Raw genomic sequence first — 25,667 nt, forward strand, 5'->3', positions numbered from 1 at the left:
GTCCTCCTTTTATTGTCTATGCTTTTGAATCAAAAACTGATCGACCTGTTAGTGCGTTTTCGCTAGCTTCACCCTGTGACTTTGTATAGTTGGGCAGTTCAGGTTCAGGTGAGAGCAAATCAAGATTTAAGTTAATAAATTGCAATGAATATTGCAGTAGTTGCTGGTTGAGTGTATTCGTTTCCTGCAACTCTGATATCACATTGGACAGCTTTACTTGTAAAATGGAAAGCGTATCTTTGTTTGGACCTTCCAGTTGTTGAATAATTTGCGAAATCGTCGCTGTTTTATCGTCATTTGTTAAAATAGCGGTTGCTTGCTGTCTCTTGTTTTCCGTAATTTGTATGGAGGTTACAAGCTTTTGTTCTTCACGAAGCAACTTGTCCAAACTTTTTATATCATTTTTTTTAAGGGCTTCCGTTTTTTCCAATGCTGCATTATGCAACTGTTCATGTAACCTAAGCAGCTTTTCCATCGATTCTATGAGTAGCTGGACCGACATGTATGAGGTCCCTCCTCTTAAGTGTATATGTTTATGAGTAGTCCTTGGATTTCACCGACTAGACTAAGGATTTCAAGCCCTCTTTTTTCTTTGTCAAGGACAGTATTTGCCAAATCAATCAGCTTTTTGTCCACTTCTTTTACGATTTTGTATACCTTTGTACGTCCGCGCCAATCAAGACCACGTTGCTCCTCAAGCTGTAGTCCGTTCTTAACGGCATCATCCATAAAAGATTTGACGAGCTGCTTATATTTTTTAAAATCTTCGATTGTCTGCGATTTAGCAAGTTTCTGGCCTTGCGCTTCGATATCCTGGCGAAGTTGGGCCATCCGTTCATAAACGATATTTTCGCGACCTTTCGCCATTACTTCGGAAAATCTAATCGATTCCGTTGCTTGCTGTTCTTTTTTCTGTACGCTATTGATTCCAGTTTTTTCGACCCTACGCACTTCCATGAAGATCACTCCGGATTTTTTGATACTTATTACATAATATTGAAAGTTTATTATCGATTATAAATCGATAACTACAGATATATTCCATTTTACTACCGATTCTTAGTAGATTACTTTCTGAATATCAGCACTATATTACCGAAAGCCCAGCCTCCCCAGTTAAGAAAGGCTGATCAACACTAAAATTATTGCAACAACTGTAAAATTCCTTGCGGCAACTGATTAGCTTGTGCCAACATCGCTTGTCCTGCTTGGTTCAATATATTATTTCTCGTAAAGTTAGTCATTTCAAGAGCCATATCAAGGTCGCGAATACGAGACTCTGCTGCAGTTAGGTTTTCGTTTGCAGTCTGAAGGTTAGTTACAGTATGTTCGAGCCGGTTTTGGTAGGCTCCGAGTTTAGCGCGTTGTTCTGATACTATTTTAATAGAATTATCGACAGCTGCTATTGCATCGGATGCACTCGATGCAGTGGAAACATCAATTGTTTCTATTTCCAGACTTTTCGAATTCATTGTTTCTAGTTCTACAGTTAAGTTTTCTGTACTATTTGCTCCAATTTGGAAAACTAGTGATAATGCAATTGCACTACCAGATACAGAGGTAGCTCCATTTAAAAGAACTTTCTGGTTAAATTGAGTCGTCTCCGCTATTCGGTCAATTTCTTCTCTTAGCTGCTCGATTTCTAAATGGATAGATCCTCTATCCTCATCCTCCAACGTCCCATTAGCCGCCTGAACACTCAACTCGCGCATCCTCTGTAAAATCGCATGTGTCTCATTCAATGCCCCTTCCGCAGTCTGAATCAAAGACACTGCATCCAACGCATTTCGCTCCGCCATACCAAGTCCGCGAATTTGCGAGCGCATTTTTTCAGAGATAGCTAGTCCAGCAGCGTCATCCGCCGCACGGTTAATGCGAAGTCCAGATGAAAGTTTTTCTAAGCTTTTTGATGTGCTTCCCATTGTTTGGGATAGGTTTCGGTATGCGTTTAACGCTTGTATATTGTGATTGATTCTCATGTTTTTCTTCCCCTTCATCGATTAATCGCGGCTTGTAACCATGACGTTTTTTTCGTAGGCGCTTGTCTTTCGATAGAGTTCACGCTGTCCATCTGTAATTTCCATAAGCATGGCTTCATTCCAAGCACTTGCTAATTGCTCCAAAATGCTTAAAACTTCCTGCAAAATCGGAATGTCCTTTTTCAAATTGCCCATGATCACTTGGTTTGCCATATAGTTATAGAGCGTATCAAGTTGGTTGGCGATTGTGCCAGCTTCGTAATTTAATCCAACTCCAAGGCGCTCGATGATGTCATTCACTTTTTGAAGCTTTGTGTTGGCTTCCGGATATTTTTGCGTTTCAATGCACTCGATCGCTTCATTTAAATGACCGATGCATGCTTCATATAGGAATGCAGTTAGTTGTTGAGGTGTTTTTTGATAGATTAATTCTTTCGTTAAAAAATCCATTTTCCTGCCTCCATTCATATTACATATCGGATATTTCAATTATTTTTTAATAGCTTCTGTCCATTTCCTCAAGTAAAAGTAAAATTTCCGCTATAACAGAATACAGCTGAGGTGGGACATTGTCACCTAGGTCAATATCGAGCAATTGTCCTACTAAGCTAGCATCTTCTTGCATCGCTACCCCGTGTTCCTTCGCAAGCTCCATGATTTTCATAGCGACTGCCCCTGTTCCTTGGGCAACCACTTGAGGAGCATTACCTTGCGATTCATCGTAGCGAATGACGGCAGCAGATGGTCCATTTTTCAAACGCCGATTTTTTTGATTAAAATATGATGGCATCATACTGAAAAATCATACCCTCTTTCTGTAAAACTAGGGGTCTTACTTTGCTCTCTTCTCTCCCCCGTTTTTTCTAAAGGAGTCAGTCTAGCGAATTGGATTGTACTAATGTTATAGCCAATTTCCGATAGTCTTCCTTTTGCTGCTTTTACTAAATGTTCCATTTTATTTTGAAAATCGAGTCGATCATTTTTTATCGTTACGGACAAGTTTTTATCAACTGCTGTCAATAAAATGCCGACATCTCCCATCCGTTTTGTTTCGAGTAAAAAGTATAAGCTGCAATTTTCCCAATCAATTTTTTGCTTCGTCTGGCTGGATTTTAAAAATACTTTTACGTTCTCCAATTGATCTCGCAAAATAATCGGAAGTGTAAATAGCATCGTTTGCAGTCCTGAGTTGTCTGTCTTACTCATAAGCTGCTGCCCTGTTAAGTTATTCAATGCCTGCTCCGCTCTTTGACTTACCGCATTATTTCCTTCAGCTTGGATTAATCTTAGTAAACTATTTTTTAAAGAGGCGTCATCTGTTCGGGATCCATCACCTGAAACGAGGCGGTGAGCGATATCAGAATCATAAGTTAGCCCCAATCGTCGAATATATTCTAACGCATGGCGCGCAGTTGGTTCCTGCCTTAACATTTGGTAAGGCTCTTCAAATGAACGAACGATCTCTTTTTCGAGTGGAAGCCGCTCCAAATTTATCATTTCTTTTGACACAAAATGTTGCACTCGCTGATCAGAAGGCTGGAACATCAATTTATCTACCGTATTTCTTACTTGAGTTACGATTTCGCTCGCTTTCGTAAAATCCCCTTTTCCAAGAAGTTTTCTCGCTTCATGGAGTTGAGAGCTTGCTTGCATCAACTTTTTTTCTGTCCCCATGTCGGTATATAACATAAAGTCGCTCTTTAAAATTGCATTGTCTAGTTGTTTTATGACTGCTTCAAGAGACTGCCTAGCTTGTATAGGAGATTGTCTTAAAAGATTTTCCGTAGTCCGTAACGTATTCACGATGTCTCGCTTGATTGCTTTAAAATCAAGAGCTGCTTGCGAAAGTTTTTTCGTAATGGTCGTGACAATCAGATCCCGGGATTGTACGGGAATGGTAGCTAAAATCTCATTGCTCATTCGATACGCAAATTCCGCTTCTTGTTCGGGTGCATCATTTTCGGCTAGATTAGTCAATGTTGTTGCGAGTTCCTGCCTTGCAGCTAATTCCCTGCCTGACGAATGCAACTGCTCTGCCTTTTCTACAGCCTGGCTCAATGATTCAGGAATTTCCTGCATCCCATTAATAAGTTGCAAAACCGTTGAAAGATTAGGGGTAGTTCTCACTTGTTTCAACGCTTCGCGAATGGCAGCTTGATATGCATTTGACTCGGAAGGTGCGCTATTTCCTTGGTAAATCTGCTGAGTACCTGGATAAGCTTCATTTCTTATTAATGAAGGATTTTCCATCTTAAAATCCGGATCCAATTCCGATGCTAGGTCATGCAACACTGCTCCAAGTGCGCGCCCGTGCAAAGCTTCATGCACTGCTTTTATTTGCTGTGGATTAAAATCAAGGTTTTTCCTAGCCATATTAATAATCGTTTCAAGTCTTTGTTCAGGTGTGCCAGGACCTTTTTCTATGTAAGCTCGAATGTTGTTCAATGTTTCTCTATTGATTGGAATATGATACTGATTCAGAACTTGAATCGCCTGCCGTACATTTTCAGGAAGGGCTGTGCTTGCACCACGATCGACTGTAGGTGCCGTTTGTGTCGCGACCGCTTTTACAACAGGGATTTCTTGTTTCATATCCATTACTTGCAGCGTAATTTTTCCTGATTCAGGCATGTTCCCATCGAATTTTACATGCAAGTCCTGACCCTTAACCTGAACAATCGCTTCATTATTCGGAAGCTTTTCCTTTACAGTTGCGGTGTATGTTCCGCCTTCTTTGATCGTTACAGGGGTATCGGTTTGCGGTAAAATAGCTGTTTTCGTTTCGTTTTGAATTTGCATAATATCAATCTCCTTCCAGAGACAGTAGTAAAAAACAAAAGAATCTGCCCACCCAAAGATTCTGGGGCAGATTCCCTTTTATCTTGGATTCTCGAAATGACGGCAGCTTTAAATAGAGCCATAAAAAGACCCTCTTTATTTGCCGCGTTTCATTAGCTGCTCCTCCTTGAGCCATGCTTCGAATCCGTTCGATCTGTCGCTACTTTTTTTATTGTCGGTAAAATTTCGCTATGCTTTTAGCAACTTCCTTTACGTCTAATTTATAGTTGCCGTTTTGCACTTGATTTTTTAATTCCGCCACTCGCATTTCTCGTTCTTTAACGATTGACGGCAGTTTCTGCATTTCTTTCGCTTCAGCAGAAATTTCCACTTTATCTGTTTTACCTGTTGTCTGAATTTTTTCCGGTTTATTCAGCTGTTTTTTATACGGATTGGCATCCACATGTCGAAATGGATTAATCTTCATTACGTCCCTCCTAACTTTCCATCTAAGGAAAAGCGCAGTAGTTGGAACACATTATGTCTTATTATTATTGCTTTAACTACGCTATCTATGTCTTGTACTTTTATTATCGGTGGTCTACAAAAAAAGTTTAACAGGAAATTGTCGCCAATTTTCTACTATCTTCGCCGATCTTGTGAGTAATAAACGGCTTTATTCAATTTTTCAAGGCGTTCCTGCTCTTTTTCATATATGTCTAACTCACCTTTAATGCCTGTTTTACAGTCGTCACAAAGCTTACCTTCTTTAATAATATTCCCACATCTATCACAAGGATAACCTAAGTTTGGAAATTGTGTCGTATGTAGACGACCACGCTTCAACCATTTATATAGTAGTTTTTCGGGTGCTCCGGTAGCCTCCGAAACTCTTTCGATTCTTGAAGCCCTGTTCTCTTGCTTTCGTAAAAATCGGTACACCTTATCAAAAAGTGCTTCTTCTTCGCGATAGCACTTATCGCATACATCACGAACTGAATTTTTCACAAAGATTTCGCCACAGTTTGGGCAGTTTAATAAATCCATTGAAAAATCCCTCCTTCATTCGCTGTTCTTATTTTTTATATCGGCAACATCACAAGTTTTTTAACGGTTTTCTGAAAGAAGTCTCCCATCCTCAAGGAATGTGAAGGGTATCAACCCAATGAGTAGGTGGGAGATGAATTTCGGTTGGCGATAGCCAAAAATCTCTCACTATGATACAATCAGAACAAACGTTCTGTTAAAATGAGGTCGGAGTATGACTAAGCAATATAAAGCTTTCCAATTTCGTTTGTTGCCAAATAAGGTTCAAGAAGTATTACTCACCAAAACTTTCGGTTGTGTCCGTTTTGTTTATAACAAAATGCTAGAAGAGCGTATAGAAACATATGAAAAATGCAAAGATGATAAAGAAATGCTTAAAAAACAAAAATTTCCGACTCCTGCTAAATACAAAAGTGATTTTCCATTTTTGAAAGAAGTGGATTCATTAGCTTTAGCTAACGCACAGATTAACTTACAAAATGCATATAAAAATTTCTTTGAAGATCGTGCTGAATTTCCAAAGTTCAAAAGCCGAAAGAATAAGCAATCTTATACAACGAATATGGTAAACGGAAATATAAAACTGAAAGCTGGTCATATCAAATTACCTAAACTAAAACTTGTAAAAATAAAACAACATCGGGAAATCCCCGCTGACTACAAGATAAAATCCTGTACGATTACCAAAACAAAGTCGGGAAAATACTATATTTCTATTTTGACAGAATACGAGAAAGAGATTACTCCAGCTATCATTCAGCATGTGGTGGGATTAGATTTTTCTATGGATGGTCTTTACGTCGAAAGCGAACAGGGTAAGAAAGCCAATTACCCAAGGTTTTATCGACAATCATTAGACAAACTGGCAAAAGAACAACGAATTCTTTCTCGAAGAAAAAAAGGTTCCCTTCGTTGGGAAAAACAGCGTATGAAAGTCGCAAAACTCCAAGAAAAGACGGCTAACCAACGCAAAAACTTTCTGCATCATAAGTCAAAAAAATTATCAACAAACTATGATGCTGTTATTATGGAGGACTTGGACATGAAAGGAATGTCGCAAGCCCTCCACTTTGGAAAAAGTGTTCATGATAATGGTTGGGGAATGTTCACCGGGTTCCTACGATATAAGTTGGAAGAGCAAGGAAAACAGCTTATCAAAATTGACAAATGGTTCCCTTCTACTAAAAGATGTTCCCACTGTGGCGCGGAGAAAGAAATGCCATTATCAGAACGTGTATATCAATGTTCTTGCGGTTTTGTACTAGATCGTGACCATAATTCAGCAATTAATATCAAAAGGGAAGGACTACGCATGTTAGCAAAAAGCATAACGATCAAAACTCTTGGAACAAGAGGGTTAGCTCGGTCAACTTAGTCAGCTAGTAAAAGTGGCTATTACCCGAGAAGCCCACAACTTCAAGCAGACCGAAAGGTTAGCTAAGTGGTGGGTAGTTCACCCCCTAGCGACTGTCAATGATTGAACTTGATTAGCGCCAGCTTCTTTTAAAATTTTGGCAGCCTGCCTTAACGTGGATCCTGTCGTGTAAATGTCGTCGATGAGGAGGATATTTTTTCCCTGAATGATGTTGGTGGGCTCTTTTAATTGAAACACTTGCTTTTGGGTAATTCGCTCGTCGCGAGATTTTTTTGATTGCTTCTCTGAGTGGGTTCGGATGAGGAGGTCGAATGCGGAGAACCCCGCTTCACGCGCGAGAGCCTCTGATTGGTTGAACCCACGTTCTTTAATACGTTCTTCACTGAGTGGAATGGAAACGAGTATATCATGGTCGAGGTATTTTAATTGTGAGGAGATTTCTTTGGAAAAAGCTTTTGCCAACTCATAATCACCACGGAATTTGAAGCGCGCAATGAATTCTTTTAAAAAATCATTATATATAAAGATTGAGAAGTTTTTATCAAGGGTGCTTTTCAATTGTGGGTCCTGCTCCCAGCGAATACAGTCTAAACAAGTGTGGTCTGTGACGAATTTCGGATCCAGTTCTTTAATAGGTCTTGAACATATATCGCACAGGTATCCCTTGATAAGTTCTAGCTTTTCTCTACATTTCTGACATAACGCTGGCTCCTTTTTAGGAAAAATGATGTTAATCCAATCTATTTCATTCATTATAAGTGCATCGCAATATAGGCAATGGTTTGTCAATTGTCCATCATCCCCTTTTTCAAAGCTTCTTTGTTCATATTATCAATATGGATAAGGGCGCGAATCATTGCTTTCGTGCGTCCGTGGTGGAAAAAAGTAATTTCTCCGCTAGGAAACTCCGAACTGCGTCCGACACGTCCGGAGATTTGAACGAGTGCGGCTTCTGTAAAGATGTCATCCTCCGCTCCAAGGACCGCGACATCGATATTTGGGAACGTCACACCTCGTTCTAAGATAGTTGTCGTGAGTAGTAGTGGTATCTTTTTTCGGCGCATTTTTTCAACTTTTTCTTTTCTGTAGAGATCTTCTGCATGAACGGATTCAATTTCTGGATGGAGTTTGCGAAAAAGTGGGAGGGCTTTTTCCATTAGTTCAATATGGGGTAAAAATACGAGTGCCTGCTTGTTCGAAGTGATTCTTTTTTTGACCCATGCTTCTACATTGTTGGGAATTCGTCCTTTTTGAAATTGCTTCCTCCAATCGCCGCACCATTTAAATGTTGGGACTGGCAATGGTTTCCGATGATAACGGGAAGGGATTTTAATGTGATTTCTTTTACTGTACTTGCATTCGGCCTGCCATTTTTCATTTGGTGTGGCGGTTAGGAAGATGCGTGCCGCGGTGTTTTTTGTGGATTTTTTCACGGCCCATTGTAAGCTTTCATCATAAGAAAAAGGAAACGCATCGACTTCATCGACAATCATGACATCGAAAGCTTTTTCAAAACGCATGAGCTGGTGTGTCGTTGAGATAGTGAGTGGTGCGTAAACGTGGCGATCTTCGGTGCCACCGTACAATGCCACGACTTTTGTATGTGGAAAGACTTTTTTAAAGCGGGGTGCTAGTTCTAATACGACATCTGTTCTTGGAGTGGCAATGCAAATACGGTAGCCTGAGAGAAGTGCTTTATCAATTGCTTCAAAAAGCACCTCTGTTTTCCCCGCTCCGCAAACCGCCCAAATCAAGATGTCTGTTTTTGTGTGTACAGCTTGGATAGTTGCTTGCGATGCCACTTTTTGGCCTGGTGAGAGTTGACCATTCCATGATAAATAGGTGTGGCGAAACTTTGTTGGTAAATTGGATGGTGTTGGGTGAGAGATTTTTTGACGCGGAATTTTGAATGTCTTTTTTCGTAGGCTACTTATAGGAGGGCCGCTCCATGTGTATAGAGGAGTACATGATGCCACTCGTCCCATCATGATGCACTTTCGGCAATAAAAGCAGCCTGCTTCGTTTTGGCAATTGGCACATGGAAAATTCGCAAACAGCCTCTGAGTAGAATTCGCACATCGGTTGCAATGCCATCTTTTTGATTTTTTAACTATACCCGGAATGGTATTAATGTTTCCAATGGAGATTTGCTCGTCCAATTTTTCCCGAGGAAAGGGGATTTCTGAAGCAAGAAGGGAGCGACCGGAGAGAAAGAGTTGAAGGTCGGGAGTGAGATTTTTCATCAAATCACCTCGAGGATTATTTTATAAAAAAACAGTGGGAAGGAGAAACAACCCACTGTTATTTTTTCGTCCAGCAAAGTCCCATTGCACCTTCACCGAGATGGGTGCCAATGACAGGGCCAAAATAGCTGATTGTAAATTCAACATTCGGATAAAGCGCGGATAATTCATTTTTCCAGACCGCAGCATCTTCAACACGATTCGCATGGATGATGGTTGCTTGAAGCGGTTCTCCTTTTCGAGCATCCTCGCCAAGCAATTCTTCGATGCGTTTCATCGCCTTCTTGCGCGTGCGGATTTTTTCAAACGGAACGATGACTTTATCTACGAAATGGAGAAGTGGTTTAATGTTTAACAGGCTGCCAATTAAAGCCTGTGCGCTCGAAAGTCTTCCACCGCGCTGAAGATGAGATAGGTCATCTACCATAAAATACGCTCTCATAGATGCTTTTAGATCATCCAAGCGAGCTAGTATTTCATCCGGGGTCTTGCCTTCTTGGGCCATTATAGCAGCTTCTAGTGCATAGAAACCTTGAGCCATGCAGCTGATCTCGGAATCATACGGGTACACCTTGGCACCTTCTATTACATCGGCGGCTGCAACCGCTCCTTGATACGTTCCGCTTATGCCGCTCGAAAGATGGATGCTGATAATCGCATCGTATTCTTTCGCTAATTCATTGTACAATTCCTCAAACTCCCCAATCGGCGGCTGGGTCGTCGTTGGAAGCTTTTGCCCATTTCTAACCTCTTCATAAAAATCATTTGCAGAAATATCAATCTCTTCACGATACGTCTCACCATTAATAACAACAATCAAAGGAATCATATGTATATTTAAAATCTCACGTATATGCTTCGGTATATAAGAAGTACTATCAGTCACAACCACCGTCTTCAAAAATATCAACCTCACTAACTTCCATGTTCTTCTCCCCATTCTATCCAATTAAACCATATTTGAAAAGAGGCATTTCGAGTGGGGACATGGTCATTGGTGAGAGGGATTTTTGATAGAGTTGCCTTAGGTGTAACTTAATAGAGTGGGAGCAATCATTTGAATACAGCTTTTTAATAGTTTTTCTTACGAGGAGGCGCTTTGAACCTTTCAAACGGACTTTTAAAGTGGTTTTAGTATAGGAAGGGGCACTTTGATTGTTTCAAACGGACACTTGTTTGGTAGCGCCTGAACAGAGTAACATTCTATGATTCATCGTGACCTCGACCGCGACTTTTCTACAATAAAGGGCACATTGGAGTACCAAGCGTGACCTCAACACAGTTTTTAAATACAACATTGAACACTTTCCTATTAAAAACAAAAAAAATCCATTCAAACTTAGTCTGAACAGATTTTTTCCAAACGTTTAGATTTTTAGCGAACTTCTACCCAACCATTTTTGATAGCTGTGACGACGGCTTGGGTGCGGTCGTTAACGTTCATTTTTTGTAGGATGTTGCTTACGTGGTTTTTGACTGTTTTTTCGCTGATGAAAAGTGTTTCGCCAATGCCGCGGTTGCTTTTTCCGTCGGCGAGGAGCTGGAGCACTTCGCACTCTCTGCTTGTCAACAAATGAAGCGGGATTTGAACTTCTGGTTGTTGGTAGCCGCCGCTGCTATTTGTTTGATTTGCCAGTCTTCTATATTCTCCAATAAGTTTATGTGTAACCTTCGGATGTATGTATGATCCGCCATCAGCGACAATTTTTACAGCCTCTATCAGTTCATCAGAATCCATTTCTTTCAGCATATAGCCTGAAGCCCCAGTTTTTAATGCATGTGTCACATAAGCTTCATCATCATGGATTGATAGAATCATTGCTTTTGTTTCTGGATATGCCTCTAATAGCTGACGTGTTGCTTCAATACCGTTTGTCATTTTCATATTAATGTCAAGAAGCACGACATCTGGCGAATACTTTTCTACTAGTTCAACTGCATCGGAGCCATCCTCTCCTTCGGCTACGACAGTAAAAGATTTTTCAAACTCAAGGATTCTTTTCACTCCTTCACGAAACAATTGATGATCATCAATGATTACGATTTTCGTTGTCACTACTAATTCCCCCTCAAGCTTCTATGTTTAGCATTTTTCTTGTTTCATAGGATGTAATATATTACACTTTGGCTGTTTTAGCAAAAGGTTGTTACTCTAATCAATTAGGAGCTACCCTCAATCCAATAATGGAATTTGCATAGTGATAGCAGTACCTGTCAAAGGACTTGAGTCAATGGAAAGGACACCTTCCAAGATAACGATTCGCTCCTTCATGCCAATTAATCCAAACGAACCACTTTTCTTTTCATCGGGATTAAATCCAACACCATTATCTTTCACGACAACATTTATACTGTCGCGTCTTCTTTCGAATTTCACCACTATCTCACTGGCTTTCGAATGCTTCAGAGCATTCTGAACCGACTCTTGAATGAGGCGAAAAAGCGCTACTTCATATTTAGATGGAAGCCTTTTATCCTCGCCAATATGAACAAATTTTATTTTAACTACTTTGTTATATTCTTCAATCGTCGCTAAATACCTTTTTAATGTCGGAATAAGGCCCAAATCGTCCAACACCATCGGACGTAAATCATAAATAATACGGCGAACCTCGTATAATGCTGCGCGAATCATTTCTTTTAAACTACGGATTTCAAGCAGCGATTGCTCCGGGCCAAATTCTTTATGAACTTTTTCAGCCAGGTCAGATCTGATGAGAACGTTTGCCAAAAGCTGGGCTGGCCCATCATGAATTTCACGTGAAATTCGTTTTCTTTCCTCTTCCTGGGCTTCGATAATGCGAAGTCCAAAGTCTTGTTTCATTTTTGCATCTTCTAATACTTCACCAATATCTTTTATATCACTAACGAGATAGTTAGAGATGATCGTGATTTGTGAGACGAGTGTTTCGGCGCGGTCAATCGTTTCCTGAAGACCTAAAAGCCTTCTTTCCAAGTCATCACGCCTTAGACGCAATTGCTTTTCAAATTGAGCATTGATTGTGTGCCTCGTTTGCAGCTCATGGGCATTTTCATACACTTCGCGGACTTCTGTTTCACTAAAAGCACGGAAATTTTTACTGACCTCGGAAAGTCGCTTTCTAGCAAGTCTGGCTTTAATTTCAAGTTCATCGCCTTCAACAATCACATGTTTCACTTGTTCTTTAATTTCTTTTAATTCTGCAATTAAAGAATCATGCTCCTGCCTGCATTGCTCGCCGATGCGAAAAATTTCATCCTTACTTTTATCCACGGTTTCTATCATTTGCTCTACTATAAAATCCAACGCTTTAACATCTAATTTTCTTAACATTTTTACCTCGAGGGATACCCCCCTTTGCGCATTAAATTAATTTTACATTAATTTGCATATTTCAACTATTTTTGAAGTGAAAATTCAAGCAAAATAAGCCTTAATGACCAAAAAACTTTAATATCAACTGTAACCAAATAGGACATTTTATCTACCGATAGACAAAAAGACCTATCTGAGATTCTCATAAAAAATGGATTTGATTCTATTTCCTTATTATATCATGTATAATTTTGATACACATTAAGTTTTTCTTATACTACATATTGTGAGAGGAGCGGGTTCATTGCTTCCGAACTATTTTACTGTAAAAAAACAGGGAGAACATGAAATCATTATTCAAAAATCAAGATTTATTGCCCATATTAGCCGTGCTGAAACAGAAGAAGAAGCTCAGCAGTTCATTCAAGATATTAAAAAGAAAAATTGGAATGCCACTCATAATTGCTCTGCTTATTTAATCGGCGAACATAATCAGATTCAAAAAGCGAATGACGATGGAGAGCCGAGTGGAACGGCAGGGGTGCCCATTCTCGAAGTTTTAAAGAAGCGGGATTTAAAAGATACTGTCGTAGTCGTAACGAGGTATTTCGGTGGCATCAAGCTCGGGGCAGGCGGCTTAATTCGCGCGTATGGGAAATCGACAACTGAAGGACTAAATGCTGTCGGAGTTGTGGAACGAAAATTAATGACTGTAATGCATATCGATGCCGACTACTCATGGCTTGGAAAACTAGAAAATGAAATACGCTCATCTACATACAAACTAAAGGAAATTCATTATTCCGAGCAAGTTGAGGTAGAAGTGTACGTCGAAGATTCAGAAGTGGGGACTTTTAGCGAATGGATCATCGATATGACGAATGGACAGGCTACCATCGTGGAAGGTGAAAAATTGTATCTTGAGGTGGATATACCGCCGAAATAATGGGGACGAGTTCAAATGAACCCGTCCCCTTCCTTTTTAATCCTTTACAGCCCCAGCTGCGATACCGGAAATAAATTGTTGACTTACGAATAAGAACATAATGATTAGTGGGAGTGTCGCAAGAAGTGTTCCGGCCATAACCATTCCGTAATCGGTTGTGTAAATTCCATTAAGTTGAGATAAGGTTAATTGCAATGTGTATCGTGCTGGGTCATTTAAGACGATTAATGGCCATAAATAGTCGTTCCATACTCCGATAAAGGAAAAAATCCCTAAGAATGCTAAAGCTGGTCGCAGAATGGGCAATCCAACATTCCAATATAAGCGAAAATGGCTGCAACCATCAAGTCTGCCAGCATCTAGCAGACTATCATTGATCGCTTCCTGGGAAAATTGCCTTACCCAGAAGATTCCGAACGCATTCGCCAGACCAGGAACGATTAACGCTTTATACGTTCCAACCCATCCGAGTTTCGAAATGATGATATAGGACGGGATAAAGGATAGCTGGGAAGGAATCATCATCGTTACAAGCAATAGACCGAATAGCCAGTTTTTACCTGGAAACTGGAATTTTGCAAAAGTGAATCCAGCGAGTGAACAGAAAAACAATACACAAATGACTTGGACAACTGTAACAAACAAAGTGTTCAAAAATGCCTGGAAAAAGTCTACGTTACTAAAGACGTTTGTAAGGTTCGTGATTAGCTCTGAACCGAAAATTAGCTTTGGTGGAAATCTTAATATATCACTCGTTTTATTGGTTGACATTACCGCAAGCCAGTAAAACGGAAAAATGGATATTCCAACCCCAATCAATAATAATACATGCAATATTATTGACTTAATTCTCATAACAATCCATCCTTTCTAGTCTTATCTAGCTCCCGTTTTGTCAAAGATTTTCCAATTTATTAACGAGAATAAAGCAATGATGACGAACAACGCCCAAGATACGACTGAAGCGTATCCGAATTGATTGTCAACAAACCCTTGTTTATACATATAAAGGGTGATGGTCATCCCTGCTCCGCCAACACCACCGGAATTACCCAGCAATACTTGTGGCTCTGTAAATAATTGCATGGATCCGATCGTTGTCATGAGAATGGTAAAAAGGATAACTGGCCTTAACAGAGGAATTGTAATATAGAAAAATTGCTGCCTTGTATTGGCCCCATCGATTTTTGCCGCTTCGTATAAGTCAGTAGGTATCGCTTGCAACCCAGCTAAATAAATAATGGCGTTGTATCCTGTCCATCTCCAAACGACCATCGAAGCGATAACTACTTTTACTAGGAAAGTAGAATCCAGCCATTTAATAGGCTCAAGTCCAATAATAGTTAATATATAATTCAATAACCCGTACTGATTTCCAAAAATAGATTTGAATATGATCGTAACAGCTACAATCGAGGTAACATTTGTAATGAAATAAGCGGATCGATAGAAACCTTTAGCTCGGACAAATGGTGCATTTAGTAGAAAGGCAATGACCAGCGCTCCGCAAAGCATCGGTATCGTTGAAATAAACCAAATAATAAAGGTATTGCCAACTGCTTGCCAGAACATTGAGTCGGATAGTAAATACTTAAATTGGCGTAGTCCCACAAACTCCATTTGGCCAATACCGTCCCATTTCTGGAACGATAAATATAATGAAAATATAATAGGAAACAAACCGAACACGATAAACAATATGTAAAAAGGCGAAATAAATAAGTATAGTGCCCTATTCTTATAAATTTCCTTCCAAAGACTTGTCTTAGAAGTGATTTCAATAGGCTTACCTACTGTTGGCTTTATTGGGTGTTCCATAACAATCTCTCCTTTTCAACACCTATTTGTTGAAAATACAGTTGATTAAGTATGATAAGGAATCAGATGGTTTTTCCATCTGATTCCTAAGTTTATTATCTATTAAGCTCTTTCTTTACCTTATCTAATACTTCTTCCCAAGCTTTGTCAGGATCTTTATTTGATTTCGCAATATCTGACAATGTCTCAGTATAAATAGAGTTTACCCTTGAATAATCAACACCAAAGTATCTAGGTTTTACATTTTTAGCTGATTCTGAAAATACTTTAGTCGTTTCTTGATTACCGAAAAACTCTTCTGGATTACTCATTTTTTCATCTTCAAAAATACTTGGAGTCGATGGGAATAAATCCATCTTTACATAGGATTGAAGTTGATTTTCTGGATTCATCATCCACTCAATGACTTTATAAGCCTCTTCTGGATGCTTTGAGCTTTTCAATATCCCAATAAAAGATCCACCGTTGTTTCCATCTCCACCTGGAGCTCGAGCAATTCTCCATTTACCATCAGTATCTGGCGCCGCATCCTTCAAAATGTTTTTCATCCAAACAGCACCAATAAATGATGCTACTTGACCATTATTCATACCTGCATTCCATTCTGTACTATCGTCAAGATTAGCGGATAGGCCTTTTTTATGAACCGTAATCGCTCTATCCCAAGATTCTTTAATATTTCCAGAATCACCTATAAAATTATCATTCTCATCAAAATATGCTTTGTCTCCCTGGCTCAAAGATTGAGTGAAGACCCTGTTCAGCGTATCAAACATTTTTACACCAGTAGCTGCCTGTAATTTTTCACCTGCCGCGATATAATCGTCCCAAGATGCCAGTTCCTTGGATACTTCATCCGGATCAGTTGGCAAGCCTGCCTCTGCAAAAAGATCTTCACGGTAAAATAGTGCTGTGGGACCAGTATCCATAGGTAAAGCGATTAGGTTCTTTTGGTCAGGCGTTAAACCAAAATTCCATTTCCACTCTAGATAATCACTTTTAATTTTATCTGCACCATAGTCTAATAGATTTACAAACTTATCATGGTTTGGAAGGAATTCTGTTACCCAGTCGTTTAATCCGACAATATCCGGAGCGCCAGTGCCAGTTGTCAAGGCTGTTTGCAGCTTTGTTTTATACTCGCCGCCGTCAATTTTTTGAGCATTGATCTTAATATCAGGGAACTGATCGCTTACCTTTTTGATCAACTCGTCATCAATTGATCGATTCCAATACCACAAAGTAAGCGTGACTTTTCCGTCTTTCCCACCTGAGGAAGACTTGCTGCAACCAACCATAGAAAGTACTAACATAATGATTGCTAAAAAACTAAATACTTTTCTTTTTGCCATACTCTGCACCCCGTTTTCTTTTTTTAAGTCTACCCCTAAATCTGGAAAGCGTTTGCACAATAGCAGTATAAAGATTCTAGCTGAAGATAAATAGATCCATGGAAAACCATTTATCGCTTTTAAAAAATCATAGAAAAGTTTGGTTGATTTGTCAATTGAAATATCAGATAGTTCCTATTATTCATTCAAAAACAAATATTCACGAATATCGCCAGAATTCAACTAATTTTGCTATAGTGTTGGTGCTGTAACACAAAGCAAAATAGTCAATTTGTCTCATTCCTCCATTATTCTTATACAAAATCAGCACTCCATTTAAAAAAAAATAGCAAAAAGAGCCTTAAAAAAATAACAGCATAATCCTAAAAAATATTAGGATTATGCTGTTACTAATTAGTTGCTTTTCTCGTTTCCAAAGCCCGCTTTGCAAGCATCAATGCTCCCGTAATCCCTGCGTCATCTCCTAGTGAAGGCGGAACAATGTAGACTTCAATATGTTCGGTGATTTGTGGAAGGGGAACATACCCATTTAATAGTTCTTGAACTTGTTTGCGAACGAGCGGAAAAATTTGAGCTTGCTTCATGACTCCGCCGCCCATGATGATTTTTTTTGGTGAAATCGTTAAAATGTATTGCATGAGCGCCTGAGCAAGATAATATGCTTCGATTTCCCACACTTCCTGCTTATCCTGAAGCTCATGTCCTTTTTGTCCCCAACGCTTTTCGATTGCTGGACCAGCTGCCATTCCTTCTAAGCAATCCTTATGATATGGGCAAGATCCTTCGAATGTATCGTCTGGATGTCGTTTTACTAAAACATGTCCCATTTCAGGATGAGATAGTCCTTGTAATAAATTCCCTTGGACGACAGCGCCAGCCCCAACTCCAGTTCCTACTGTTATGTATAAGCAACTATCAAGTCCTTGAGCTGCTCCTTTCAACATTTCGCCAAGTGCAGCCACATTTACGTCAGTATTGAACTCAATCGGAATTTGTAAAGCTTCTTGCATCGTTTTCAAGAAAGGATAGTTCGTCCAGCCCGGTTTTGGAGTAGATGTAATATTTCCGTAAGTAGGACTATTTTTATCTATATCAACCGGACCAAAAGATCCAATACCAAGCGACTTTACATCATATTTTTTGAAAAAATGGATCACTTCCGGCATCGTTTGTTCTGGCGTTAACGTATCTATTTTAATTCGTTCAATGATTGTTCCGTCCTCATTCCCGACTGCACAAACGAACTTCGTACCGCCTGCTTCAATGGCTCCAAGCATATTTTTAACACTCCATCCTATTTATGTACTTTTCCTCTTAGTCTACCATATCGGCAGGCAAAATTATCTAAAAAAAAAACCAGCAAGTAAGCTGGCTTAAGAATTTTTAATCATATGATCAATAAACTTTTTAAATGCTGCTTTACCTTCTGCCGTTCTTTTAAAAACACCTGCATGTTCAAGAACTGTAGAAAAAACATGGCCAACTTCTTCTCGTAAAATTTCATGAACACTATTTTCGTTAAGTTCTGGATGTTTTTCGATTACTTTACAAGCCCAATCGGCATGTTTGTTTGTAAGATCGTCTTCTTCCAGTCTTGTTTTAAAGTTTGACTCAAGTAAATATTCCCCAACGACGTGGAGTTCTTCTTTTAACCTTCCAGGTAAAACGGCGAGTCCCATCACTTCGATCAAACCGATATTTTCTTTTTTAATATGATGGACTTCATCGTGAGGATGGAAAATACCGAGTGGATGTTCGTCATTCGTACGATTATTTCGTAGGACAATGTCGAATTCAAACATTCCGTTCACCATCCGGACGATAGGTGTGACCGTATTATGTGGTTCTGATCCACTTGAAGCATGGATTTCTACTTCGGGGTCGCTATAATATTTCCACGAGTTCAAAATATAAGAAGCAAGTTCAGCCATTTGACTGCGATCCTTACCGCGTAGACGAATGACTGACATCGGCCAGCGTACGATTCCGGCTTCGATTTCTTCATAACCTGGAATGGTGAAAGTATCTTCCATTTCCGCTTTCGCCATAGGGAATACATGATTCCCGCCTTGGAAATGGTCGTGGCTTAAGATCGACCCACCGACGATCGGAATATCTGCATTAGAACCAATAAAATAATGAGGAAACTGTTCAGCGAAAGCTAGCAGTCTTTCAAAGCCAGCCTTCGATATTTTCATTGGTCGATGCTCTCCTGAAAAAACAATCGCGTGCTCATTGTAGTAAACATATGGAGAAAATTGCAGAAACCATTCTTCACCATTTAAATTCACCGGAATTATGCGATGATTTTGTCTTGCCGGGTGATCGACTCGTCCTGCATATCCGACATTCTCCTTGCAAAGCAAACATTCTGGATAAGTAGCGGCTTCTTTTTTATTTTTATTGGCTGCAATGGCAACGGGATCTTTTTCCGGCTTCGATAAATTGATCGTAATCTCCAAATCGCCATAAGGAGTCGGAGAAAACCAATGTTCATTTTTCGCCACCCTGTCGGTACGAATATAATGAGAATCTTGAGATAGACGATAAAAAAAACTAGTAGCCGCCTCGGCACCTTCATTTTTATAGATGTCATAAAACGTATGAATAATCGTTGATGGACGAGCGATAAAAGCACCCATTAATTCCGTATCCAGTAAATCTCGAAACGTGACTGTGTTATGAGGAAGCCTACCATTTTCCGCCGCCCAATCTAAAATATTGGCAAGAATTCTCGCGGGGGAATGGTCGTCCGAAGCCTTCACATCAACGGATTGCCAATCTTCAAGACCTAACGTGGAAAGTAACTCATTCCGTACAAAATCAACGTCCCACGTTTCAATCAGCTTTTTTTTCAATCCATATTGAATCAGCTCTTCCAAAGCTTCATATATATACATGCTATCGCTCCTTTCATTTTATTTTTTCTCAGAACTTTTTTGGGGGTCCGTATGGTGATGGATTCTACCGCATTCGATAATTGGAATCTCTTATCCGCCAATTGCCTGCTATTATTCGATTATAGAATGTGTCTATCCTACAATAGAACAGAATTATCCATCACTCCACATACCCATTCGGATGTTTTTGGAACCATGCCCACGCACTTTCAATCATGGACTCGAGTGAATCGTGCTTTAGATTCCAGCCTAATTCTTTTTTCGCTTTTTCTGATGAGGCTACGAGTTTGGCCGGATCTCCAGCGCGTCTAGGGGCTACCTTTTCCGGGATTTCTTTTCCGGTTACTTTTCGGGCTGTCTCAATAACTTCTTTTACACTAAATCCATTTCCGTTCCCCAAATTGTACGTTCCACTTTCACCCGTTTTCCGTAATTTTTCAATCGCTAAAATATGAGCGTCGACTAGATCCATTACATGTATATAGTCACGGATGCACGTGCCGTCCGGAGTGTCGTAATCATCGCCAAAGATAGCAATTTCATCACGTTTTCCAAGCGCTGCTTCCAATATAATCGGTATTAAATGTGTTTCAGGGGTATGGTCTTCACCGATAATTCCATTCGTATGGGCGCCAGCTACATTGAAGTAGCGTAGGACGACATAGTGTATACCGTATGCCTGTTCGCACCATTTCAACATTTTTTCAATAGCAAGTTTCGTTTCGCCATATGGATTGGTTGGATTAGTAACAGCAGATTCTTGAATTGGTATTTCCTTAGGTTCTCCGTAAACAGCAGCGGTCGATGAAAATACAATATTTTTCACATTGTATTTGTTCATCGCTTTAACGAGGGAAATAGCGCCGCCTACGTTATTATCGTAATATTGAAGCGGTTTTAGGACACTCTCTCCCACTAATGAATCGGCTGCAAAGTGCATGATCGAATCTATATTATTTTCAGTAAAAATGAGATCTAGAAAAGGTTCATCCCGTAAATCACCATCATAAAATACAGCTCCATCTAAAAGTGCTGCAGAATGTCCCTTTTGTAAGTTGTCGATTACGACGACATCTTCCCCACGTGCTAGTAATTCAGCCACCGCGTGACTTCCTATATATCCAGCTCCACCGCAAACTAAAATTGCCATCCTGATTCCTCCTCGAATTGAATGTCTGTCACTCTACGATTTCTTTTGCTCCATCGCCAATTCCGACTACATAGAAATCAGCTTTGAGACCAGTTGCTTCTTCATACGCATCACCGACATTTTTAATAAAATCATCTAGCTTTTCTTTATTGACAAGATTAATCGTACAGCCGCCAAATCCTGCTCCTGTCATCCTAGCTCCAAGAACATCTTCATTCCACGCTGCTTCGACAAGAGCATCTAGCTCTTTTCCTGTTACTTCATAATCTTTCATCAGTGATAAGTGCGAGGCATTCATTAATTTACCAAATGCTTCAAGGTCCCCATCGTTTAATTTATCAACAGCAACTAATGTACGTGCATTTTCTGACACTGCATGTTTAGCACGTTTACGATCCGTTTCATTTTCTATCAAATATTTATGAGCTTCAAATTCATCGACTGTTAAATCGCTAAGTGTTTGAATATCAAGCTCTTTTTGCAACTCGGCAAGTGCTCTTTCACACTCAGCTCGGCGCTCATTGTATTTCGAATCGGCTAATCCTCTGCGCTTATTCGTGTTGGCAATGACGAGAACATGATCTGATAATTGCAACGGGGTGTATTTATAGTCCAACGATTGGCAATCAAGTAAAATCGCATGACCTTCTTTTCCCATTCCACAGGCAAATTGATCCATGATTCCACAATTTACACCGACAAATTCATTTTCAGCCTTTTGAGCATATTTTACAATTTGTACACGATCAATATTTAAATTAAAAAGTTCATTAAGCATAACACCGGTTGCAAGTTCAATCGACGCTGATGAGGAAAGACCCGCTCCGTTAGGGATATTCCCGTAAAAAAGCAAATCTAGTCCTGCTGGAATGGATTTCCCTTCTTTTTGGAAAACATCTACGACCCCTTTCGGATAATTAGCCCAATCATCTTCTTCCTTATATATAAGATCATCTAACTGAGTTTCAATCACACCAGCATGAGGAAAATTCATTGAATAAAAACGTAGAAGCTTATCGTCTCTTTTCCTTGCTAATACAGTTGTTCCGATATCTAATGCACATGGAAAAACATGCCCTCCATTATAATCAGTATGCTCGCCAATTAAGTTCACCCTTCCTGGGGCAAAAAACGTACGAACACTTCCATCGTCTCCAAAGATTTGGGCAAACTTTTCACGTAATTCATTTTTTTTCAAGACATGTCACCTCTTATTTTTAATGAATTTTTTTAAAAAATAGACTTTGTTAATTAATTTAACTTACTATTATGTTATTATAAGAATAAACGTATTGCAACAATAATTCCTACATTAAGGAGTTGCTTTTTCAATGAAAAAAGGTAGCTTTCAATGGATGAAATCATTAAATCGAACAATTATTTTAAATAAAATACGTAGAGATGGACCCATTTCCCGCGCACAAATCGCGAAGGAAACAAAATTGACTCCTCCGACTGTAAGCAGTCTTGTCAGCGAATTGATTGAAAAAGAACTTGTGGTTGAAAGTGAGCAAGGCGAATCCATTGGTGGAAGAAAACCTACATTATTAATTATTAACAGTGATCGTTTCTATCTAATAGGATTGGATGTTGGGGCAAAAAAGATTCGTGCTATTCTTATTGATTTATCCGGAAATAAGATAGATAAAACGCAAACCCTTATTTCCACACGTATTTCCAAAGAAGATTTACTCATATTAATTAAACGAACCATCTCCGATTTGACAAATGCACATGACACAAAAGAAGTAATCGGCATTGGAGTTGGAATGCACGGAGCCATTGATGTGGAAACGGGAACAAGTTTATTTGCACCTGGTTTAAATTTGAGGGATATTCCTATAAAAAAAGTACTGGAAATGGAATATGATGTTCCCGTCATAGTTGACAATGACGTCAGGGCTATGGCCTTCGGCGAATATTGGTTTACAGATGAAAAAAAAGACGAGAACATCGTGACGGTAAATATCGGAAATGGGGTCGGTGCAGGCATTGTTTTGAATGGAAAAATCTTTCACGGAAAGTCCGATCTAGCAGGTGAAATTGGACATATGACGATTGATTTAAATGGAAGAACTTGTTCGTGCGGAAACGTTGGGTGCTGGCAGACGCTTATTTCTGGTCCGGCTATAGCGGATGCGGCAAAAAGAAGGATAGAGTTGAAATCAAAGAGTATGCTTATTGATATGGTCGACGGCGATTTACAAAAAATAGAAGGAAAAACTGTGTATGAGGCTGCTATTGCTGGTGATGCACTCTCTAAAGAGATTTTAGAAAAAACGGGAGAATGCATAGGGATCGGATTAACGAACTTAATCCATATAATCAACCCGGCAAAAATCATTATCGGCGGCGGAGTAGCAAGTGCAAGTCCGATTATTTTGCCTAGAATAAAAGAAACGATCGCACAAAGAGGTCTAACTCAACAAGCAAAATCAACTCCTATTTTTTGTTCTAATTTGGGATCATACGGAACCTCTCTAGGGGCATCTGCTCTAGTTCTTGGTGAAATATTTGAAGGAGATATTTCAGTTGTCGATTAAGCCTTTGATAGCTTCATCCCTTCTCTATTTGGAACAACTTCAGGAAACGGAAATTTACATCATTAAGAAAATTTCAACATAAAAAAGAGTCTAATTTCTTAAAGTATTAAAATTGAGAAATTAGACTTTTTTCCTTGCTAAAGAAAGCAGAGTTCTGTGAGATCATATTTTTAAAAATCTATTATGTAAGCATGGGCTTTATTTTTAATATCCCCAAATCAACTGATGTCTCTATATAACCAACTATCTGATTAAACGTAAAAACATTAAGTATTTCATTTAAAACTTCCTTATCGTATTCCATATCGCCTAATACATAAGGAACTAATTTTTCAACGTCTTTGGACTTAACCTCATCCAAGTCTAAAATTGAAGGAAAACGACTAAACGTTTTTCTCAATTCATTTGTAAAACGATAGTGTTCTAATAATTTTCCATTTAGTAATCGAAAATCATTATGGGATAACTTATATAAACCTTCATCAGCATCCATTCTGTTCTTTAGCCAAGAAAGATTAAATCCTCTTAACCATATATCATCAGCAATTAAATGTGCATAATACCCCAAAATATAATTATTTTTACTTTCTACTCGGGAACGATATTTATGCAAAAATCCTTTATAATCAACTCTTCTTGAATAATCTCGCACTTCACCTACAAAGAAATGCGATAAATTTTTTTCTTCGTATGAAAAAACAGCGTCTGGAGCAACGATTCCAAGCAAAAATGATGTTTTATCTTCAATTGATAAAGCCTCTGCAATCTTATGACCAATAATCGAGTGCATTATTCTAGATCCCATACTCCCCCACCCTTCAATACTTTCTTCAACTGTCTTTAACTCATTAAAGATCAGAGCAGACATCATTGTTCAAAATTTCGTGCACAATAACGTAATAAACACTATTCATTTTTATCAAGAGTAAGAATAAACTCCTCTACATCTTCGCCACGCGCATTAGAAAACCCACTATCCTCACCAGTAATTACGAATCCGCATTTTTCTAGCACCTTCAGAGAGCCGGCATTGTCCTTTGCAGCACGAGCATAACGGGGACGTATTGAAATGTGTTTTAAAAATTCCCGCAATGCTTTGGTTGCGATTCCTTTTCCCCAATATTCCTTTCCAATCCAATAGCTAACTTCCGGTTCTCCGAACTGCTCAAATTTAAGAATATGCCCAACCACATTACTATCGACTATGATCGTCTGCTTAATAAAATCCTCATTCATGAGGATTTTAGTCCAATGTGTTAAGAAGCTGTCCCAATCATTATGATCCTTACTCGTAAAGGCGGCCATATAGTTTGCTTCACGGTTCTGTTGGTACTTGAAAAAAATAGGAAGATCATCCTCATTCACATTCCGAAGTATAATGCTACTCATCAAATTTCCCTCTATCGTTTACTTTATTTGGAAAAATCGTTTCCTATTTCAATGTTTTTTTTGGAAAAATATATGCACCTCTTGTTGAAGATCCAAAATTACTATCAAGTATTTCCTTCTAATGTGTAATAATATTAATTCCTAATCAAATGATAGATTAGTTGCACAACGCCAGAGGAGAACGTTCTTGTATCAACCATTTTTAAATTCAACCTCTGTTTTATATCAATAAACAACGGTTTTCCTTCTCCCAAAACTACAGGGTGAACAGATAGTCTAAATTCATCAACAAGCCCCAGATTGATAAAAGTTGTAATAAGACTTGCTCCACCGTATAACCAGATGTCTTTACCAGGCTTATTCTTTAATTTATTTACTTCTTCAAGAATATTATCATTTATGAATATTGCTTTATGATCGGTCCCTTTTTGTGTTCTGGAAAACACATATTTTTCTTTGCTATGAACTAATTTCCATAATTCTTTTTCAGTATTACTCATTTCACTTTCTGGAGTAAATTGTCCCCATAAATCATAGCTTTTTCTTCCATACAAAATAGTATCAATTTGATGTAAGAAATTAATAAACCCCATCTCATCATCCATGATGCACCAATCAACTTCCCCATTTTTCCCTTCAATAAAACCATCTAAAGTAACTGCTAAATCTAAAATTATTCTTCTGGATATCTCGTTATTGGACATATTTCTGCCTCCCTTTAAAAATAATTTAGATATTGTTTCTTTCACCAAGTTGTTTAATTGAAGTTATAAACTAAATTTTCTTAACTTAATAACAATTATCTCAAAATGCCATTATTTCCACAAATAGTTATTTAAGAATATGGCCTTT

Annotated in this window: 26 protein-coding genes; 3 read left to right on the plus strand and 23 right to left on the minus strand. The window is 38.9% G+C overall.

From position 1 onward, the window contains the following. Positions 1–16: 16 nt before the first annotated feature. The 8 genes from KHA97_RS10610 to KHA97_RS10645 form a co-directional block, all read right to left on the minus strand. Positions 17–502, minus strand: coding sequence for a flagellar protein FlgN (locus KHA97_RS10610; RefSeq protein ID WP_213124723.1), 486 nt, complete (start codon positions 500–502; stop codon positions 17–19). A gap of 17 nt (positions 503–519) precedes the next feature. Next, entirely contained in the window at positions 520–957 is a 438-nt protein-coding gene (locus KHA97_RS10615; protein ID WP_213124724.1) for a YaaR family protein, read from the minus strand. A 185-nt stretch (positions 958–1,142) separates the two neighbouring features. After that, positions 1,143–1,979, minus strand: a complete 837-nt coding sequence (locus tag KHA97_RS10620; RefSeq protein ID WP_213124725.1) for a flagellin N-terminal helical domain-containing protein — start codon at positions 1,977–1,979, stop codon at positions 1,143–1,145. A 21-nt stretch (positions 1,980–2,000) separates the two neighbouring features. Continuing rightward, positions 2,001–2,429 carry a flagellar export chaperone FliS gene (fliS, locus tag KHA97_RS10625; RefSeq protein ID WP_213124726.1) on the minus strand — a complete coding sequence of 143 codons (429 nt, stop codon included), beginning with the start codon at positions 2,427–2,429 and terminating at the stop codon, positions 2,001–2,003. A gap of 46 nt (positions 2,430–2,475) precedes the next feature. After that, positions 2,476–2,772: an EscU/YscU/HrcU family type III secretion system export apparatus switch protein gene (locus tag KHA97_RS10630; RefSeq protein WP_213124727.1), complete on the minus strand. Its 297-nt coding sequence runs from the start codon at positions 2,770–2,772 to the stop codon at positions 2,476–2,478. Then, a complete protein-coding gene (locus KHA97_RS10635; RefSeq protein WP_213124728.1) occupies positions 2,769–4,778 on the minus strand; it encodes a hypothetical protein in 2,010 nt (669 codons plus the stop codon). The genes KHA97_RS10630 and KHA97_RS10635 overlap by 4 nt, the downstream gene beginning before the upstream one ends. A gap of 208 nt (positions 4,779–4,986) precedes the next feature. Beyond that, a complete protein-coding gene (gene flgM, locus KHA97_RS10640; protein ID WP_213124729.1) occupies positions 4,987–5,244 on the minus strand; it encodes a flagellar biosynthesis anti-sigma factor FlgM in 258 nt (85 codons plus the stop codon). 155 nt (positions 5,245–5,399) lie between these two features. Continuing rightward, positions 5,400–5,804, minus strand: coding sequence for a TIGR03826 family flagellar region protein (locus KHA97_RS10645; protein WP_213124730.1), 405 nt, complete (start codon positions 5,802–5,804; stop codon positions 5,400–5,402). Positions 5,805–6,018: 214 nt separating this feature from the next. Here KHA97_RS10645 and KHA97_RS10650 point away from each other — a divergent pair, with 214 nt between their 5' ends. Further along, on the plus strand, positions 6,019–7,179 hold the full coding sequence (locus KHA97_RS10650) for an RNA-guided endonuclease TnpB family protein (protein WP_213124731.1): 1,161 nt from the start codon (positions 6,019–6,021) through the stop codon (positions 7,177–7,179). A 78-nt stretch (positions 7,180–7,257) separates the two neighbouring features. Here the strand turns inward: KHA97_RS10650 and KHA97_RS10655 are convergent, their stop codons facing one another. The 5 genes from KHA97_RS10655 to KHA97_RS10675 form a co-directional block, all read right to left on the minus strand. Then, a complete protein-coding gene (locus tag KHA97_RS10655) occupies positions 7,258–7,932 on the minus strand; it encodes a ComF family protein (RefSeq protein ID WP_233713442.1) in 675 nt (224 codons plus the stop codon). A gap of 32 nt (positions 7,933–7,964) precedes the next feature. Next, entirely contained in the window at positions 7,965–9,422 is a 1,458-nt protein-coding gene (locus tag KHA97_RS10660) for a DEAD/DEAH box helicase (protein WP_213124733.1), read from the minus strand. A gap of 58 nt (positions 9,423–9,480) precedes the next feature. After that, on the minus strand, positions 9,481–10,323 hold the full coding sequence (locus KHA97_RS10665) for a DegV family protein (RefSeq protein WP_213124734.1): 843 nt from the start codon (positions 10,321–10,323) through the stop codon (positions 9,481–9,483). A 474-nt stretch (positions 10,324–10,797) separates the two neighbouring features. Then, positions 10,798–11,478 (minus strand): response regulator, encoded by a 681-nt coding sequence (locus KHA97_RS10670; RefSeq protein WP_213124735.1) that lies wholly within the window; start codon positions 11,476–11,478, stop codon positions 10,798–10,800. A gap of 117 nt (positions 11,479–11,595) precedes the next feature. Then, positions 11,596–12,735 carry a sensor histidine kinase gene (locus KHA97_RS10675; RefSeq protein ID WP_213124736.1) on the minus strand — a complete coding sequence of 380 codons (1,140 nt, stop codon included), beginning with the start codon at positions 12,733–12,735 and terminating at the stop codon, positions 11,596–11,598. A gap of 286 nt (positions 12,736–13,021) precedes the next feature. Here KHA97_RS10675 and KHA97_RS10680 point away from each other — a divergent pair, with 286 nt between their 5' ends. Beyond that, positions 13,022–13,663: a YigZ family protein gene (locus KHA97_RS10680; RefSeq protein ID WP_213124737.1), complete on the plus strand. Its 642-nt coding sequence runs from the start codon at positions 13,022–13,024 to the stop codon at positions 13,661–13,663. A 36-nt stretch (positions 13,664–13,699) separates the two neighbouring features. On the opposite strand, the gene KHA97_RS10685 is transcribed toward KHA97_RS10680, so the two are convergent. The 7 genes from KHA97_RS10685 to KHA97_RS10715 all read right to left on the minus strand — a co-directional run bounded on the left by KHA97_RS10685 (position 13,700) and on the right by KHA97_RS10715 (position 22,081). After that, positions 13,700–14,518: a carbohydrate ABC transporter permease gene (locus KHA97_RS10685; RefSeq protein WP_213124738.1), complete on the minus strand. Its 819-nt coding sequence runs from the start codon at positions 14,516–14,518 to the stop codon at positions 13,700–13,702. A 21-nt stretch (positions 14,519–14,539) separates the two neighbouring features. Next, entirely contained in the window at positions 14,540–15,481 is a 942-nt protein-coding gene (locus KHA97_RS10690) for a carbohydrate ABC transporter permease (protein ID WP_213124739.1), read from the minus strand. A gap of 95 nt (positions 15,482–15,576) precedes the next feature. Beyond that, positions 15,577–16,833: an ABC transporter substrate-binding protein gene (locus KHA97_RS10695; RefSeq protein WP_213124740.1), complete on the minus strand. Its 1,257-nt coding sequence runs from the start codon at positions 16,831–16,833 to the stop codon at positions 15,577–15,579. A gap of 389 nt (positions 16,834–17,222) precedes the next feature. After that, positions 17,223–18,110, minus strand: coding sequence for an ROK family protein (locus KHA97_RS10700; RefSeq protein WP_213124741.1), 888 nt, complete (start codon positions 18,108–18,110; stop codon positions 17,223–17,225). A gap of 96 nt (positions 18,111–18,206) precedes the next feature. Further along, positions 18,207–19,733 carry a UDP-glucose--hexose-1-phosphate uridylyltransferase gene (gene galT, locus KHA97_RS10705; protein WP_213124742.1) on the minus strand — a complete coding sequence of 509 codons (1,527 nt, stop codon included), beginning with the start codon at positions 19,731–19,733 and terminating at the stop codon, positions 18,207–18,209. 160 nt (positions 19,734–19,893) lie between these two features. Then, the gene (gene galE / locus KHA97_RS10710; protein WP_213124743.1) at positions 19,894–20,883 is read right to left on the minus strand and encodes a UDP-glucose 4-epimerase GalE; all 990 of its coding nucleotides are present in this window, start codon (positions 20,881–20,883) and stop codon (positions 19,894–19,896) included. Positions 20,884–20,911: 28 nt separating this feature from the next. Then, positions 20,912–22,081, minus strand: coding sequence for a galactokinase (locus KHA97_RS10715; RefSeq protein WP_213124744.1), 1,170 nt, complete (start codon positions 22,079–22,081; stop codon positions 20,912–20,914). A gap of 133 nt (positions 22,082–22,214) precedes the next feature. On the opposite strand from KHA97_RS10715, the gene KHA97_RS10720 reads away from it, so the two are divergent. After that, positions 22,215–23,426, plus strand: a complete 1,212-nt coding sequence (locus tag KHA97_RS10720; protein WP_213124745.1) for an ROK family transcriptional regulator — start codon at positions 22,215–22,217, stop codon at positions 23,424–23,426. Between the two features lie 181 nt (positions 23,427–23,607). Here KHA97_RS10720 and KHA97_RS10725 read toward each other — a convergent pair whose 3' ends face one another. The 3 genes from KHA97_RS10725 to KHA97_RS10735 all read right to left on the minus strand — a co-directional run bounded on the left by KHA97_RS10725 (position 23,608) and on the right by KHA97_RS10735 (position 25,519). Continuing rightward, positions 23,608–24,231: a zinc dependent phospholipase C family protein gene (locus tag KHA97_RS10725; RefSeq protein ID WP_213124746.1), complete on the minus strand. Its 624-nt coding sequence runs from the start codon at positions 24,229–24,231 to the stop codon at positions 23,608–23,610. 101 nt (positions 24,232–24,332) lie between these two features. Continuing rightward, on the minus strand, positions 24,333–24,830 hold the full coding sequence (locus tag KHA97_RS10730) for a GNAT family N-acetyltransferase (RefSeq protein WP_407658032.1): 498 nt from the start codon (positions 24,828–24,830) through the stop codon (positions 24,333–24,335). 119 nt (positions 24,831–24,949) lie between these two features. Next, on the minus strand, positions 24,950–25,519 hold the full coding sequence (locus tag KHA97_RS10735) for a dihydrofolate reductase family protein (protein WP_213124748.1): 570 nt from the start codon (positions 25,517–25,519) through the stop codon (positions 24,950–24,952). Positions 25,520–25,667: the final 148 nt, after the last annotated feature.

This window comes from Lederbergia citri, from assembly GCF_018343625.1.
In the GTDB taxonomy this organism is placed as follows: domain Bacteria; phylum Bacillota; class Bacilli; order Bacillales; family Bacillaceae_C; genus Lederbergia; species Lederbergia citri.